The 14,565-nt window shown below is 71.0% G+C and carries 13 protein-coding genes; 4 read left to right on the forward strand and 9 right to left on the reverse strand.

The window, feature by feature from the left end:
- Nucleotides 1-144: 144 nt before the first annotated feature.
- The 3 genes from ABTZ54_RS30915 to ABTZ54_RS30925 all read right to left on the reverse strand — a co-directional run bounded on the left by ABTZ54_RS30915 (nucleotide 145) and on the right by ABTZ54_RS30925 (nucleotide 5,036).
- Nucleotides 145-2,145: an alkyl/aryl-sulfatase gene (locus ABTZ54_RS30915; protein WP_351669522.1), complete on the reverse strand. Its 2,001-nt coding sequence runs from the start codon at nucleotides 2,143-2,145 to the stop codon at nucleotides 145-147.
- A gap of 302 nt (nucleotides 2,146-2,447) precedes the next feature.
- Nucleotides 2,448-3,665 carry a globin domain-containing protein gene (locus tag ABTZ54_RS30920; protein WP_351669523.1) on the reverse strand — a complete coding sequence of 406 codons (1,218 nt, stop codon included), beginning with the start codon at nucleotides 3,663-3,665 and terminating at the stop codon, nucleotides 2,448-2,450.
- 453 nt (nucleotides 3,666-4,118) lie between these two features.
- Nucleotides 4,119-5,036, reverse strand: coding sequence for a sigma-70 family RNA polymerase sigma factor family protein (locus tag ABTZ54_RS30925; RefSeq protein WP_351669524.1), 918 nt, complete (start codon nucleotides 5,034-5,036; stop codon nucleotides 4,119-4,121).
- 257 nt (nucleotides 5,037-5,293) lie between these two features.
- On the opposite strand from ABTZ54_RS30925, the gene ABTZ54_RS30930 reads away from it, so the two are divergent.
- A complete protein-coding gene (locus tag ABTZ54_RS30930) occupies nucleotides 5,294-6,028 on the forward strand; it encodes an alpha/beta fold hydrolase (RefSeq protein WP_351669526.1) in 735 nt (244 codons plus the stop codon).
- Between the two features lie 112 nt (nucleotides 6,029-6,140).
- Nucleotides 6,141-7,499, forward strand: coding sequence for an NAD(P)/FAD-dependent oxidoreductase (locus ABTZ54_RS30935; RefSeq protein WP_351669528.1), 1,359 nt, complete (start codon nucleotides 6,141-6,143; stop codon nucleotides 7,497-7,499).
- Here ABTZ54_RS30935 and ABTZ54_RS30940 read toward each other — a convergent pair.
- From ABTZ54_RS30940 to ABTZ54_RS30950, 3 genes are all read right to left on the reverse strand, one after another.
- Nucleotides 7,489-8,073 carry a hypothetical protein gene (locus tag ABTZ54_RS30940; protein ID WP_351669530.1) on the reverse strand — a complete coding sequence of 195 codons (585 nt, stop codon included), beginning with the start codon at nucleotides 8,071-8,073 and terminating at the stop codon, nucleotides 7,489-7,491. The two genes, ABTZ54_RS30935 and ABTZ54_RS30940, sit on opposite strands and share 11 nt — an antisense overlap.
- 263 nt (nucleotides 8,074-8,336) lie before the next feature.
- Nucleotides 8,337-8,588 (reverse strand): hypothetical protein, encoded by a 252-nt coding sequence (locus tag ABTZ54_RS30945; RefSeq protein ID WP_351669532.1) that lies wholly within the window; start codon nucleotides 8,586-8,588, stop codon nucleotides 8,337-8,339.
- A gap of 194 nt (nucleotides 8,589-8,782) precedes the next feature.
- Nucleotides 8,783-9,217 carry a cupin domain-containing protein gene (locus ABTZ54_RS30950; protein WP_351669534.1) on the reverse strand — a complete coding sequence of 145 codons (435 nt, stop codon included), beginning with the start codon at nucleotides 9,215-9,217 and terminating at the stop codon, nucleotides 8,783-8,785.
- A 164-nt stretch (nucleotides 9,218-9,381) separates the two neighbouring features.
- Between ABTZ54_RS30950 and ABTZ54_RS30955 the strand changes: the two genes are divergently transcribed.
- Nucleotides 9,382-10,257, forward strand: coding sequence for a sigma-70 family RNA polymerase sigma factor family protein (locus ABTZ54_RS30955; RefSeq protein WP_351669536.1), 876 nt, complete (start codon nucleotides 9,382-9,384; stop codon nucleotides 10,255-10,257).
- A 7-nt stretch (nucleotides 10,258-10,264) separates the two neighbouring features.
- Here ABTZ54_RS30955 and ABTZ54_RS30960 read toward each other — a convergent pair whose 3' ends face one another.
- Nucleotides 10,265-11,191, reverse strand: a complete 927-nt coding sequence (locus tag ABTZ54_RS30960) for a sigma-70 family RNA polymerase sigma factor (protein ID WP_351669538.1) — start codon at nucleotides 11,189-11,191, stop codon at nucleotides 10,265-10,267.
- Between the two features lie 294 nt (nucleotides 11,192-11,485).
- Between ABTZ54_RS30960 and ABTZ54_RS30965 the strand changes: the two genes are divergently transcribed.
- Nucleotides 11,486-11,746: a WhiB family transcriptional regulator gene (locus ABTZ54_RS30965; RefSeq protein WP_351669539.1), complete on the forward strand. Its 261-nt coding sequence runs from the start codon at nucleotides 11,486-11,488 to the stop codon at nucleotides 11,744-11,746.
- A gap of 145 nt (nucleotides 11,747-11,891) precedes the next feature.
- Here the strand turns inward: ABTZ54_RS30965 and ABTZ54_RS30970 are convergent, their stop codons facing one another.
- Both ABTZ54_RS30970 and ABTZ54_RS30975 read right to left on the reverse strand, forming a co-directional pair.
- Nucleotides 11,892-12,641 (reverse strand): SDR family oxidoreductase, encoded by a 750-nt coding sequence (locus ABTZ54_RS30970; RefSeq protein WP_351669541.1) that lies wholly within the window; start codon nucleotides 12,639-12,641, stop codon nucleotides 11,892-11,894.
- Between the two features lie 169 nt (nucleotides 12,642-12,810).
- A complete protein-coding gene (locus tag ABTZ54_RS30975) occupies nucleotides 12,811-14,541 on the reverse strand; it encodes an L-aspartate oxidase (RefSeq protein WP_351669543.1) in 1,731 nt (576 codons plus the stop codon).
- Nucleotides 14,542-14,565 lie beyond the last annotated feature (24 nt).

Here is a 14,565-nt window from a genome sequence, read left to right on the forward strand (position 1 = left end):
GGGGGGGGTGGGGTTGGGGGGGGGGGGGGTGGGGTCGGGGGGGGGGGGGGGGGGGTTTGGGGGGGGGGGGGTGGTGGGGGGGGGGGTGGGGGGGGGGGGGGGGGCGGCCCCCCCCCGCCCCCCCCCCACGACGGGTGGCCGGGATCAGGGAGTGGTCAGCCCGAACCAGTACTCGAACGTGTCGAGGAGGCCGTTGAGCGTGTTGAGCGGTGCGATCGTGCCGCTGGTGATGGTGAGCGCGCCGGAGGCGAGGAGCTGGTCGGGGGTTGCGGCGGCGATGGCGAGGTCGTTGAGTCCGGCCCTGGTGATGGTGTAGACGGCATCGGTGGTGGGCTTGAGCGTGCCGGGGTACTGAACGAGGACTCCGCTGCGTACTTGCAGCGTGTAGGTGGTGGGGTCGCCCGGGATGCCGTTGGTGATGGTGAGGCCGATGGTGAGGGAGTGGTCGGCCGCGTTCGGCCCGTTGAGGCGGATGCCGAGGTAGTCGAAGAGCATGTCCAGCGGCATCGCGGCGAGGACCGGCGGGGTGATGATCTGGGGCGAGGGCAGGGCGACCGGGCTGTCCGCTGGACGGACGCGCAGCTCGTTGGCGGCGGCGAGGTAGAAGTTGCGCCAGGGGCCGCTCTCGGCCTGGTAGCCGAGCTGTTCGAGGATGTCGGCCTGGAGGCCGCGGGCGGCGCTGTTGGTGGGGTCGGCGAAGACCACGTGGGTCAGGAGTTCGGCGGCGAACCGGTAGTCCTGCGCGGTCTTGGCGTCGTCGAAGGAGGCCCGGGCGATGTCCACGACCTTGTCGGCGCCACCGAAGGCATCGACGTACCGGGCGCCGGCCTCTTCGGGCGGCAGGGCGTGCAGGTGCGCGGCGTTGCCGTCGTACCAGCCGAGGTAGCGCTGGTAGACGGCCTTGGAGTCGTGGTTGACGGTGCCGTAATAGCCCCGGTTGAACCACTGGCCCGACAGGGCCTGCGGTACGGCGTTGTCGAGTTCCTCGCCGATCTCCGGCATGGTCAGGCCGTGGTTGGCCAGCCGCAACGACTGGTCGTGCAGGTACCGGTACAGGTCGGCCTGCGAGGTCAGGAACGAGCGGACCGTCCCGGGTGCCTCCTCGCTGTTCCAGCGGGGCCAGAAGTGCGAGGCGAACAGGGAGTCGGAGCGGTCGGCGTACCAGTCGGCGGACTGGATCAGGAACTCCGACCACGCCTTGGCGTCACGGACTTGGGCGCCGCGCAGGCTGTAGAGGTTGTGGAGGGTAGGGGTGGCGTTCTCCGCCATGCACAGGGCACGGACGTCGGGGAGGTAGAAGTTCAGTTCGGCCGGGGCCTCGGTGCCGGGGGTGAGCTGGAACTCGATCCTGACGGGGCCGAAGGTGTGGACGATGCCCGGCGCGGCGATGTCCGAGGTGACGGTGAAGGTCGGGGCGAGCAGACCCGAGGTGCCGAGGGAGTTCGTCTTGCCGAGCCCGGCGTCCACCTGCCCCTGCGCGGAGCGCTCCAGCAGGGAGCCGTACATGAACTGGGCGCGGCGCTGCATGGCGTTACCGGCGTATACGTTCTCGCTGACGGCGTGCTCCAGGAAGCCGTCGGGGGCGATGATCTCGACGCCCGCGGGGAGGGCCCGGTCGTCCCACAGACCGAGCACGCCGCCGTAGTGGTCGATGTGGGAGTGCGTGAAGATCACCGCGCGGATGATCCGGTCACCGCCGCGGTGCTCGCGGTAGAGCGCGAGCGCGGCGGCGGCGGTCTCCTCACTGATGAGGGGGTCGACGACGACGATCTCCCGGGAGGCTCCGGTGGGGTCCTCCAGGAAGGTGATGTTGGACAGATCCATGCCCCGGACCTGGTAGACGGCGTCCGCGACGACCTCGAACAGACCCACGTTCATGTTCAGCAGGGCGTTGCGCCACAGGCTCGGGTTGACGCTGTCCGGGGCATCACCGGTGAGGAACTCGAACGGTGCCAGGGACCAGGCGGGCACCGGGCCGCCGCCCTGCTTGTCGACGGTGAAGTCGGCGGGCAGCGGCGCGATCAGGCCCTGGGCGGCGAACGCGGCCTCGGCATCAGAAGCCGGGTCGGGAACGACGACGGACGCGTTCAGATCGCGCGTGAGCGCGGTGGCGGGCTTGGTCGGAGCACGGTCGGGAAGAACCACGGGCGTTTCCACACCTTTCAACGGCTGGACGTGCGCGAAGGGTGACCGGTACGGGTGCACGGGAAATGATGAAGCGGGGATGCACGACGCACTGACATCCACCCCACCTCGGGTACGTTCCGTAGCGGTCCGCACGCGCACAGTACGGGTGCGCTGTCGTGAGTCTGAAGCCCCGTTCCGGACAACCCGCCCGGCGAAACCGGCCGAGCGCCGATCTCCAGCCATGCCGGACGGTCTGTCCGGCCAAGACGACGGCGTTCGGCGTTCGGCGTTGGCGCGCAGCGTCTGTGGCGGGTTGGGGGTTACGGCTTACTGAGCCACAGGTCGGGGCCGAAGACTTCGTAGTGGATGGTTCGGGGGCTCAGGCCGTGGTCGAGGAGGTCGGTGCGGACGGCTTTCATGAAGGCGAGGGGGCCGCAGAGGTATGCGGTGGTGTTGGGGGTGGGGGAGAGGCGGGTGATGTCGGCGAGGCCTTCGTTGATGTGGTCGGCGACGGCGTCGAGGTCGGGGTGGTCGGTGTCCTCGTACCAGAGGTGGAGTGAGGCGTTGGGGAGGCGGTTGGTCAGTGTGGTGAGTTCGAGTCGGTGGGCGTGGTCGGCGGGGGAGCGGTCGGCGTGGACGACGGTGACGGGGCGGTGGGGTGTGGTGGCGGCCAGGTGTTCGAGCATGGCCAGCATGGGGGTGATGCCGATACCTGCCGAGGCGAGCAGGAGCGGGCTTTCGCTCTGGTCGAGGAGGAGGTCGCCGAAGGGGAGGGAGACCTGGAGGGTGGTTCCGGGGCGGGCGTGGGTGTGCAGCCAGGAGGAGACCTCGCCCTCGGGGACGCGGCCGTCGGCGGAGTACTCCCGTTTGACGGTGATGCGCCAGGTCTTGAGGCCGGGTGCCGTGGAGAGGCTGTACTGCCGTATCTGGTGGGCCCCGTCGGGCAGTTCGACCCGTACGCTGACGTACTGGCCGGGGACGAACGGGCCGGTCGGTGTCCCGTCGGCGCGGCGCAGGACAAGGGAGACGGCGTCGGGGGTCTCCTCGTGGCGGCCGGTGATCTCCATGGTCTGCCAGACGGCGCCGTCCTCGACCCGGGCCTGCGCGTACAGGCGGGCTTCCAGGGCGATGAGGGCGTTGGCCATGAGCCAGTAGACCTCATCCCAGGCTGCTGCCACCTCCGGGGTCACGGCGTCACCGAGGACCTCGGCGACGGCGTTGAGAAGGTGGCGGGCGACCAGCGTGTACTGGTCGGAGGTGATGCCGAGCGAAGCGTGTTTGTTGGCGATGCGGCCCAGGATCGCGTCGGGACGCTCGTCGGGGTGGTCCACGAGCGCGGTCGCGAAGGCGGCGACGGCGCCGGCGAGCGCCTCGCGCTGGGTGCCGCTGGCCTGGTTCGCCCGGTTGAACAGGTCGCGGAGCAGTTCGGGCCGTTCCTCGAACATGCGGCGGTAGAAGAGTTCGGTGATGGTACCGAGGGACGCCCCTACGGCGGGGAGTGTGGTGCGGACGATCTGCGCGGACCGTTCGGACAGCATGCCGACTCCATAGTGGTAACTGAGATGCGTGTTTTTGGTGTGAGTCACCGTCGGTGTCTCTTCGGTGCTCGCATGACTGACCGGACAGCGGCTCATCGTGTGACAGCCGCGGAGGCTTCCTGAGAGCGAGAACTCCTGCACGATGTCGCTGAATAGTGCGGGTCGTGTCGCTTTCCGATGCCAACAGTGTCATTTGGTGTGGTGAAGTGCGCTAGGGTGAACGCAGTGTTTCCGGTGCCTAGGTGCGTACTGCGCGTACTGCACGAACGCGTCGGAACACTGCCGCACCCGCCCCCGCTGCCGCATACGCTGCGCGGAACCGGGCGGCTGTCATGGCCCCCCGGACGCCTTCGAACCCCCGCGAACGGCGTCCGGGGCTGCGGCCGGGCTCTTTTCCGGCCGGCAACGCGCAACGGGTGCGTGTGTCGTCGGCGTGGCATCCGTCGTCGTGTGTCACACGTCCTGTACGCCGTGTTCGGCGGCGCGGGCGGGATCACGGTTCCAGGAACGCAGCTTGTCCGGGTTGAGGACGGCCCACACACGGGTGACCACACCGCGGGTGACGCCGAAGCTGATGACGGCGGCGACCCGGTCGCGGTGGCGCACGACGATCGCGGTGCGGCCGTTGGCGGGGCGCAGTTGCAGGGTGGTGTGGGGCCGTGGGGCGAGCAGGGTCAGCAGGGCGCGGGCCACGTGCCGGCTGCCGTGTACCGGGCCGGGGAGGGTGCGAACTTTGCCGCCGCCGTCGAAGTACGCGCTGACGTCCGGCGTCAGCAGGGACTCCAGGCGCGCGGCGTCCAGCGTGGCGCACGCCCCTCGGACGGCGTGGACGATCCGGTCGTGTTGGCGGGGCGTCGTGGCATGCGTCCGGTGGCCGCGTGGGCCGGTGCCGGTACCGGCCGCCATTTCGCCCCACGGGCCGGACGACGCACCCGCCGTCTCCGCACCCGCCGTCTCCGCAATCGCAGTCTCCGCGACCGCCTGCTGCGGCACGCCCGGGACGTCGTCGGGGAAGAACACCGCCCGTTCGGCCGGGGACAGTCTGTCCAGCGCGCCGCGCAGGACATCGCTGATCTCCTCCGTCAGCGCCCGGTCCACTTCGGCGGCAGCCCCACCGGCGATCCCCGAGGAGCCCTTGCGCAGGGGCAGCCGGGCCAGGCAGATGGTGCCCGTGGTCCTGGTCAGCCAGGTGCGCGGTTCGGTGATCCGGGTGCGCTGGGCGTCGGTCAGGCCGTACCAGCGCCGGTAGGCGTGGGTGACGGCGTCCTCGGCCTCGGGGCCCGTGCCCAGCATCCAGGAGGCGATGTCGAGCAGATGCCGCCGCTCGTCGAGCAGTTCAGCGATCGGCACTGTCTCACCGGTGTCACTCATGGGGCGTCCTCTCCTCCTGCACCCTGCAACGCCCCACCACCGCGGTGGCCGCAGCGTTCCTTGCACAGCAGACCGGGCAGAAAGGGCACCTGTGACATCGGCCTGCGCGCACGGAACAGGCCCGCCCCGCAGGCCGGCCGGCGTGGCGCGGGAGGCCCGGGTCACACCGTACGGTCAACGCGAGGAAACACACGGTGTGACAAGATGAGATCTCCCTTTCCCCGAGACGCAGCCGTCTCTTGAAGAAGGAATCACTCATGCCTGCCATCCTGATCCACGGCGTGCCCGACACCCACCACGTATGGGACGGTGTGCGCCGGCACCTGACCAGGACCGACGTGGAGGCCTGGGACCTGCCCGGTTTCGGCGCCGAGCGTCCCAACGGCTTCGGCTCCTCCAAGGAGGAGTACGTCGACTGGCTGATCCGACGCCTGGAGAGGGTCGGCGAGCCGGTGGACCTGGTCGGTCACGACTGGGGCTGCATCCTCACCCTCCGCGTCGCGTACCTGCGCCCCGACCTGGTCCGCACCTGGGCCGGCGGCAACGGGCCGGTCAACTCCTCCTACGTGTGGCATCCGTTGGCGAAGATCTGGCAGGACCAGGTCGAGGGCGACCGCTTCATGCGCGATCTGCGCGCGGAGCCGTTCGCCGCGGACCTGGCGGCCGGCTTCGACGTACCCCTGCCGTTGGCCCAGGAGATGGTGGGTCGTGTGGACGAGCCGATGAAGGACTCCGTCCTCAAGCTGTACCGCTCCGCCGTCACCATGGGAGCGGAGTGGGAACCGGGACTCTCGGCCGTCTCGGCGCCCTGCCTGGTCTTCTGGGGAGCGCTCGACCCCGCGTGCCAGATCGAGTTCGGGCGCAAACTGGGCGCCTCGCTGCATGCCTCCGCCGTGGTCGAGATGGACTGCAACCACTGGCCGCCGCTCCAGCGCCCCGCCGAGGTCGCCCAGATCCTCGAGGGCCACTGGAACTCGCACGCGAGTCACTGACCACCTATCAGGCAGGTACGGCGTCCCCCCTCCGCAGTGGCCGGGTCACGGTGTCACACCTAGTGTTCGCGACCGGTCTACAGGGGGAAGACCTAGAGGAACAGAGGACACCGTGCGTGAGATCCTGATCGTGGGTGGCGGTTACGCGGGTTTCTACACCGCGTGGGGCCTGGAGAAGAAACTGCGGCGGGGCGAGGCGCGCGTCACCGTCGTCGACCCCCGCCCGTACATGACCTACCAGCCGTTCCTGCCCGAGGTCGTGGCCGGTTCGGTCGAGGCCCGGCACGCGGCGGTCTCGCTCCGGCGCCACCTGCACCGCACGCGCCTGGTCGCGGGCTCGGTGACGCAGATCAGCCACGGCGCGCGCACGGTCACGGTCCGCCCGGAGTTCGGGCCCTCCTTCGACCTGCACTACGACGTGCTGGTGGTGACGGCGGGGGCGGTCACCCGCACCTTCCCGATCCCGGGGCTGAGCGACCAGGCCTACGGGCTGAAGCACGTCGAGGAGGCGGTGGCGATCCGCGACCGCCTCCTCACCTCGTTCGACCGCGCGGCCCTCCTGCCGCACGGACCCGAACGCAGCAAGCTGCTCACCGTCACCGTCGTCGGCGGCGGATTCTCCGGAGTGGAGGGATTCGGTGAACTGCTGGCACTGGCCGCCGCGCTGCTGGAGCGGTATCCGGAGATCGACGTGGACGAACCGGCCTTCCATCTCGTCGAGGCGCGCGACCGCATCCTGCCCGAGGTCACCGACCGTCCGGGCGCCTGGGTGGTGCGTTCACTGCGGAAGCGGGGGGCCCAGGTGCACCTGAACACCCAGCTCCTCTCCGCCGAGGACGGACGGGTCCGGCTGTCGGACGGCACCGAGTACGACTCGGGCCTGCTGGTGTGGACGGCGGGCAACGCCGCCAACCCCATCGTGCACAACCACACCGACCTGCCCGTCGACGAGCGCGGCCTGCTGACCGTACGGGCGGATCTGCGGGTCACCACGGACACCGAGGTGGTGCCCGACGCCTGGGCGGCGGGCGACGACGCGTCGGTGCCCGATCTCGCCGCGGGCCGGCCGGGCGCCCGCACCGTGCCCAACGCCCAGCACGCCGTCCGGCAGGGCAAGCGCCTGGCGAAGAACATCCTGGCGTCGCTGCGCGGCCGTCCGGCGAAGGACTACGTACACAGCAGCCTGGGCGTGGTGGCCACACTGGGACTGGGCCGCGGCATCTTCCAGTACCGGGGCCTGGTCATCAAGGGGTTCCCGGCCTGGCTGATGCACCGTGGATACCACGTCCTGGCGATACCGAGCTGGGAACGCAAGACACGTGTGTTCGCCGTGTGGGCCACCGCCGTCCTCTACGGCCGCGACATCGTCTCGCTGCTCTCCGTACAGCACCCCAGGCAGGCCTTCGTCTCCCGAGGTGAGCCGCGCCGCGGCGAGGAGCCCGCGCAGCCCGAGGACCGGGTCAGGGCGTGACGGCGCGGTAGAGCCCGCGGCCGGCCCGCCGTACGCGCGAGGCTCCGACCAGCCGGTCGAGGGTGCTGCGGACGGCGTTGATGCTGCCGCTGTCGGTGTCGCGTCCCAGCGCGGACGCGACGTCGCGGGCGCGGACCTCGCGGTCTCCCGCCTCCGCGAAGTACGCCAGGATCTGCTCCGTCAGCCTGCCGTACGTCTTGCCCTCGTCGTCGCCGTCGGCGGCGGCGCTCGGGACGGCCTTGGCAGCCTTGACGGCCTTCGCGGTCTTGGCGGCCGGGCGCGCGCCGGCGCGGCCGGAGGACGCCGCGGCGCGCGCGGTCCTCGGCCGCGCCGGGGACGGCACGTCCACGGGGGCGGGCGGGGCGGCGGGAACGGGGGACGCCGGGGCCTGCACGGCGCCGGGCATCAGGGCCTGAAGGGCGTCGAGCGCCCGCTGCACGGAACCGAGATGCGCGGTGACCGCGGCCAGTTCCCGCTCCAGCGCCTGCTTCTGGATCTCCAGCCGGGCCAGGTCCTCCTGGAGGCTCTCGGCGGTGCTCTCGATGTTGCGAGCCGTCTGGGTCACGGAGCCCATGGGTTCCTCTCGTCCTCAACCCTGTGTCCTGGCGGGACCGCTCGATGTCCGGGTCCGCCACCCGGCACGGCACCGGGGGATGGTGCCCGACATCATATGCAGCGGCCCCGCCGACCGAGAACAGAGCGGGCGGACCCGTACAGAACACACCGTTGTACGCGGGAGCCGAGACGCCAGCTCGTTCGGCCCGCCCGGCCCGCCCGGCCCGCCCGGCCCGCCCGACAAGGCTGGCCGGGCCGAGCCGCTTGTACGGGCAGGGGCGGTCAGGGACGGCCCGCCGGCGAGGAGGTGAGTCCCGTGCCGCTTCCTTCGCCCGGCGGCGACTCGCCGTCACCGCTCGCGGCCATAGGCCGCTCCAGGCGCCGGATCCGATCGCAGACCGCGTGGATCTGGGCGTCGACCTCGTCGATCGCCTCTCGGAGTATCCCGATCCGCCCTTCGAGGACGGCGGCCTCCGCGGCCAGCGAGACGGTGACGGCGGCGGGATCGGCCGGGCGGTCGGCGTTTCGCGTCATCCTCGCCGCCCTCCCCGGCCCGTGCCGCAGCCGCGGTGGACGGGCCTCGGGGGACCGGCGGCCGCCAGGACGCGGCTGATGTCTGTCCCTGCCATGCTCCTCCTTCGTCGCCGCAGGGCCCGCGGCGCAGCGCGCCGCGGGCCGTCCGTACCCGCATTGACCGGGCAGTGAAGGGAGCTGTGACAGCCGGCTCGTTACGGCAGCTCGCAGCCGGGGGACGCGGCGTCCCGGGAGAAGGGGGCGCCGTGCGGCAGGACGTAGAGGACCTCAAGGACGACGTCCGTCGCCCCCCGGTTCTCACCGATGTGCACATGATCAGCGCCCGACGGTTCCTTGATGAAGCTGCCCTTCCCGTACACGCCGTCGGACGCGCAGGAGGAGTCGAAGTGGCTCAGCGTGCCCTGCTTGACGCGGGCGTACAGGGTGCCGTCGTGGAAGTGCCACCCGGTCGCCTGTCCGGGCGGAATGGTGACCTCGCGCAGGATGTAGTCGGTGTCACCGATGGTCCGCTGGGCGAGGACCCTGCCACTGACCCCGGGGCCGCCGGGGGTGGCCTGCGCGGCCCCCGGAACGAGAGAGAGCCCTATGAGGCAGGCTCCGACGACAGCGGCACGTGCTGTGGTGCGCATGATGATTCCCCTTTTTGGAACGTGAGAGTGAGCGGCGGCCCGGGCAAGAGGCTCCAAGGGGCGGCCCGCCCACACGACACACTGTATTGCCACTAAATAGGACCGAGGAGTGCGAGTCTGTGTGACAGTGTGTTGGGCCGTGCGGCGGAAAGGGGGAGTGGGGTATGGAGCACATCGGTGACACCGTGCCGCTCACGGAACTGCTCGACGAGCGACGGCACTTGGTGGAGGTCGCGCGGTGGATGCTGGGCAGTCCGGTCGCGGCCGAGCGGGTCACCGACGAGGCGTACCGGGAGTGGTACGCACTGCCCGACCATCAGCGCTCGCGCATCCGCACGCCGAGGATCTGGCTGACCCACGTGGTGGGCGGTCTCGCGCTGGCGCGGCTGTCCCCGCCGGGCCCCGACGCTGACGCGCGTACGTCGTCCGTGCCCCGTGGGCAGCCGCGCGACGCCGGTCCGGAGAGCGAGGCCGACGAGGTGCTGCTGCGCGCGGTGGGCACACTGTCACCCGCGCAGAGAGCCGCGTTCGTCCTCGACGGCATACTCGCGGCGCCGGCGCGTACGACACCGCGCGACGCGGCGCGATCCGTCGCGGACCGGGCCGATCCGGCCGCCGCCGCCCGCGACGGTCTGCGCGCCCGCAGCGGCCGCCCGGCATCGGGACGCCGGCAGGAGCAGACCGCGCGGGCCGTGCGGCAGGCGTGTGCCGACGGGGACCCCGTCGGCCTGCGCGCGGTACTGGCCGACGACGTCATCGCGTACTTCGACGGCGGGGGAAAGGTGCGCGCGCTGACCACGCCCGTCATCGGCGACGAGCACGTCGCGCGCAACCTGCTCACCCTGCTGTCCGCCCAGCCGCGCACCACCGTGGACACCTGGCCGGTCAACGGACGAGCCGGGCTGGTCGCCCGCTGGCACGAACGGGTCGCCGCGGTCATCACCCTCGACCTGGTCCACTCCCGTGTCGCCCGGATCTGGGTCGTCCTCAACCCCGACAAACTGCGTGCCTGGAACAGCGCGGCCCCAGACCGTATATGACACATCGTCAGTACGAGCTGAGGGCGGCCTCGCGCGTCTGTGCGCGGGAGCGGAGCAGAGCGGCGATCTTGCCCGGGCTGAACACCCACATCACCTGGTGGATGCCCCGGTGCGTGGCCGCGACGGTCATGAAGGTACTGGCCCGCCCGTCGCGGTACAGCAGGACTCCGCCGCGGCCGTTGGCCTCGACCCTCTCCACCTCGACCGTCGGCCAGAACCTCGGATGGGCGGTCGACAGGTTCGCCACCCGGGCCCGGCCGATCACCGGGACGCGGGCCGCCCCGCGCATGCCGTTCCCGTCGGACAGACTGACCGCGTCCGGGGCGAGCAGGGCTTCCAGCGAGGCGACGTCCCCGTGCCGGGCCGCGGTGACGAACGCGTCGAGCAGCCTGCGGTGTTCGGCGGCGTCGACACTGTCGCGCTGGTCCTCGGAGAGGTGCTTGCGGGCCCGGCTCACGATCTTGCGCACGTTGACGGGGCTGAGCCCCAGGATCTGCGCGATCTCCGGGTAGGAATAGTCGAAGGCCTCCCGCAGCACGTAGGCGGCGCGCTCGGTCGGCGGGAGCTTCTCCAGCACCAGGAGCAGGGCGAGTTCCAGCGCCTCCGCGCGTTCGGCGCCGGCCTGCGGGTCGATGCTGGTGTCGATGGGTTCGGGCAGCCACGGACCGATGTAGGTCTCCCGGCGTACCCGGGCCGACTGCGCCACGTTGATGGCCAGCCGTGTGGTGGCGCTCGACAGGAAGGCCGTGGGGCTGACCACCACGGTCCGGTCGGTGTGCTGCCACCGCAGCCACACCTCCTGGACGACGTCCTCGGCTTCCACCGCGCTGCCCAGCACGCGATAGGCGATGCCGAACAGCCGCGGCCGCAGTTTCACGAAGACGGTCACGGCCTCATGCAGGTCGCCTTCCACACGGATCGTCTCTGCGTACATGTCCTCGGTCTCCGTTTCCTGTTGCCGGTTCCAGACGGAGGCGAGGCGCATGCCGGGATCCGCCCGGCCCCGTCGCACGGGCCCGGTCCGCGGCGCCCGGTCCGCGGTGCGCGGTCCTGCGGGAACCTCCGTTCCAACAGACCGGACACCCAGGGAGTTCGTTACAGGTACGCGACGCACTTTCTGCCACATTTCGACGGCCCGGCGCCGATGTCACACATGGGCCGATCCTTCGGTCCTTCCCAGTGACAGGTGGTGGCCCCTCGCCACCAGCGTGTGAGGTGGAGGTGTTCCATGGATTGGCGAGACGGCGGCCTGTGCCTTCGGGAGGACCCGGATCTCTTCTTCCCGATCGGCAACATCACGAGCGGCCCGACAGCCCTTCAGATCGACGAGGCGAAAGCCGTCTGCTCCCGGTGCCCGGTGGCGCGGCAGTGCCTGTCGTGGGCCGTCGGAGCGGGCTCGGTGGAGGGCATCTGGGGCGGTACGACGGAGGGCGAGCGCCGGTCCATGCGCCGGCGGGCGATGCGTCGGCAGGCGCAAGCGGCTGCGTGAGCGCGGCCCGGACGACTTCGGGGTGGCACCGGCGACGGTGCCACCCCGAAGTGCTTGGTGAACGGAGAAGGGGGCCCGCCGTGATCACGGCGGGCCCCCTTCGTCGGTACGGCGCTCACCCCGCCGCCGCTGCCCCGGTGCGGGATCAGCCCTGCTGCTGCGCCAGCCAGTCGGCGAAACGGGTCTGCGCGATGTGCGCGTCCGGACCGGGCAGCAGCGTGTCCTCCTTCAGCTCGGCACCGAAGTACGGCGCGTGCACATCGGACACGACCGTGCGCGGGTCGTTCTTGGCGGCCAGGCCCTTGCCGATCAGCTCGTCCAGCCGGAACACGTCGGGGCCGGCGACCTCCACCACCCCGTTGACGGGGGTGCCGACGGCGGTACGGCCCACGGTCGCGGCCACGTCGTCGGAGACGACGGGACGGATCCTGACCGGTGCCAGGCGCACGGTGTCACCGTCGGTCGCGGACTCGGCGATGCCCTTCATGAACTCGAAGAACTGCGTGGCGTGCACGATCGAGTACGGGATGCCCGAGTCCTTGATCAGCTCCTCCTGGGCCTGCTTGGCACGGAAGTAGCCGCTCTCCTGGAGCCGCTCCGTACCGACGACGGACAGGGCCACGTGGTGGGTGACACCGGCGTCCGCCTCCGCCTTGAGGAGGTTGGTGGTCGAGGTGCGGAAGAAGTCCATCACCGCGTCGTCCGCGAAGGACGGCGAGTTGGAGACGTCGATCACGACCGACGCGCCGGTCAGGACCTCGGCGAGACCCTCGCCGGTGAGGGTGTTGACACCTGTGTTGGGCGCGGCCGGCACGGCCTCGTGACCGTGCTCGGTGAGCTTGGCGACCAGCTTCGAGCCGATCAGTCCGGTACCGCCGATGACGACGATCTTCATGAGGGGATCCTTTCGGGAGTGTGAGGTTGTCGCGAGGACAGGGTGTGCAAGGAAAGACCGGGTTCCCCTGCCATGTGTGACACGGCGGGGTTCCCCTGCCGTGTGTGACACGGCCGTGAGGTGTCCGGCCATGTGTGACACGGCCGTGAGGTGTCCGGCCGGTCCGCGGCTACTCGACGAGCTTTCCCTCGCTGGAGACCTCGGCCATGAGGGAGGTGATCTCCCGCGGAACGGGGGGAATGCTCTCGTGGGTGACACCCGTCTTCGGGGACCAGACGAGGTTGACGCGGAAGGCGGGGTCCGTCTCGGGGAAGTCGCTGCGGTTGTGACAGCCGCGCGTCTCCCGGCGCTCGAGCGCCGCTTCGAGCGTGGCCCGCGCGGCCATCGCGGACGACTTCAGGTCGAAGGCATGGGCGAGGTCCTGGAAGCCGGCGATGTCGGGGTGCACCCCGACGTCCTCCATGCGCTTCTCGATCAGGTCCAGCTCCGCCAGACCCGCGCGCAGGCCCTGCTCGTCCCGGACGACGCCCGCGTGCTCGGTCATGGTGTCGCGCAGGGCGCGCTGCAGGGCGCGGACGTTCTCGGGACCGTCGGCCGCGAGGAGCTCGTCGACCTCGGCACGGGCCCCGGCCACGGCGGAGGCGCTGCGGGGCTGCGCCGTGAGCGACTGCGCGTAGGCGGCGGCCGCCTGCCCGGTGATCCGCCCGTACACCAGGAGCTCGATGAGGCTGTTGCCGCCCAGACGGTTGGCGCCGTGCAGTCCGCTGGACGCCTCGCCGATGGCGTACAGGCCGCGGACGTCGGTGCTGTGGTCCTCGGGGCGGACCCAGACACCGCCCATCGAGTAGTGGGCCGTGGGCGCGACCTCGATCGGCTCGCGCGTGATGTCGAGCATCTGCAGTTCGAGGAGGGTCTGATAGACGCGGGGGAGCCGCGCCATGATCGTCTGTCGGGGCAGATGCGACACGTCGAGCCAGACACCGCCGTTGGGCGTGCCGCGCCCCTCCTTGATCTCGGTGTAGGACGCCAGCGCCACACGGTCGCGCGTGGACAGTTCCATCCGCTCGGGGTCGTAGCGGCTCATGTACCGCTCGCCGTCCGCGTTGCGCAGGACGCCGCCCTCGCCGCGGGCCGCTTCGCTGACCAGGGTGCCGGCGGCGTTCTCCGGCTCGATGATGCCGGAGGGGTGGAACTGCACCAGCTCCGGGTCGCGCAGCCGGGCACCGGCCTCGACGGCCAGCCGGAACGAGTCGCCGGTGTTCTCGTCGCGCCGCGAGGACGTACGGCGCCAGATACGCGTATGACCGCCGGCCGCGAGGATGACGGCGTCCGCGTGGATGAGGTAACGGGTGCCGTCGTTCAGGTCGAAGCCGTAGGCGCCGAACACCGCGCCCTCGTGGACCAGCAGGCGGGTGATGTAGACGGTGTCCAGCATCGGGATGTCCAGCCGGCTCGCCCGCCGGATCAGCGTGCGCTGGATCTCCAGGCCCGTGTAGTCGCCGGCGAAGGCGGTGCGCCGGAACGTGTGGGCGCCGAAGAAGCGCTGCGAGATGCGGCCGTCCTCCTCACGGGCGAAGTCCATCCCGTACCGCTCCAGGTCCTCGATGCCCAGGGCCGCGCCCTGGGCGACGATCTCGGCCGTACGGGGGTCACCGAGCAGATAGCTCTCCTTGAGCGTGTCGGCGGCGTGCTGCTGCCAGCTGTCCTCGGGATCCATCGTGGCCAGCGCCGCGTTGATGCCACCGGCGGCCAGTGAGGTGTGGGTGTCCTCCTTGGCCCGTTTGCCGACGGCGATCACGTCGACGCCGGCCTCGGCCAGCTCGATCGACGCCCGCAGGCCGGCTCCGCCGGTGCCGATCACCAGCACCGTGGTGGCCAGACGTTGTTCGGTAAAGGACACGTTCACTCCCGTCGCTCTGGGTGG

Source organism: Streptomyces sp. NPDC094032 (assembly GCF_040303965.1).
In the GTDB taxonomy this organism is placed as follows: Bacteria; Actinomycetota; Actinomycetes; order Streptomycetales; family Streptomycetaceae; genus Streptomyces.

Coding starts and splice junctions, on each gene's coding strand:
- ABTZ54_RS30920 (WP_351669523.1), bottom strand. CDS start 3,665: ATGCTGTCCGAACGGTCCGCGCAGATCGTCCGCACCACACTCCCCGCC.
- ABTZ54_RS30925 (WP_351669524.1), bottom strand. CDS start 5,036: ATGAGTGACACCGGTGAGACAGTGCCGATCGCTGAACTGCTCGACGAG.
- ABTZ54_RS30930 (WP_351669526.1), top strand. CDS start 5,294: ATGCCTGCCATCCTGATCCACGGCGTGCCCGACACCCACCACGTATGG.
- ABTZ54_RS30940 (WP_351669530.1), bottom strand. CDS start 8,073: ATGGGCTCCGTGACCCAGACGGCTCGCAACATCGAGAGCACCGCCGAG.
- ABTZ54_RS30945 (WP_351669532.1), bottom strand. CDS start 8,588: ATGACGCGAAACGCCGACCGCCCGGCCGATCCCGCCGCCGTCACCGTC.
- ABTZ54_RS30950 (WP_351669534.1), bottom strand. CDS start 9,217: ATGCGCACCACAGCACGTGCCGCTGTCGTCGGAGCCTGCCTCATAGGG.
- ABTZ54_RS30955 (WP_351669536.1), top strand. CDS start 9,382: ATGGAGCACATCGGTGACACCGTGCCGCTCACGGAACTGCTCGACGAG.
- ABTZ54_RS30960 (WP_351669538.1), bottom strand. CDS start 11,191: ATGTACGCAGAGACGATCCGTGTGGAAGGCGACCTGCATGAGGCCGTG.
- ABTZ54_RS30965 (WP_351669539.1), top strand. CDS start 11,486: ATGGATTGGCGAGACGGCGGCCTGTGCCTTCGGGAGGACCCGGATCTC.
- ABTZ54_RS30970 (WP_351669541.1), bottom strand. CDS start 12,641: ATGAAGATCGTCGTCATCGGCGGTACCGGACTGATCGGCTCGAAGCTG.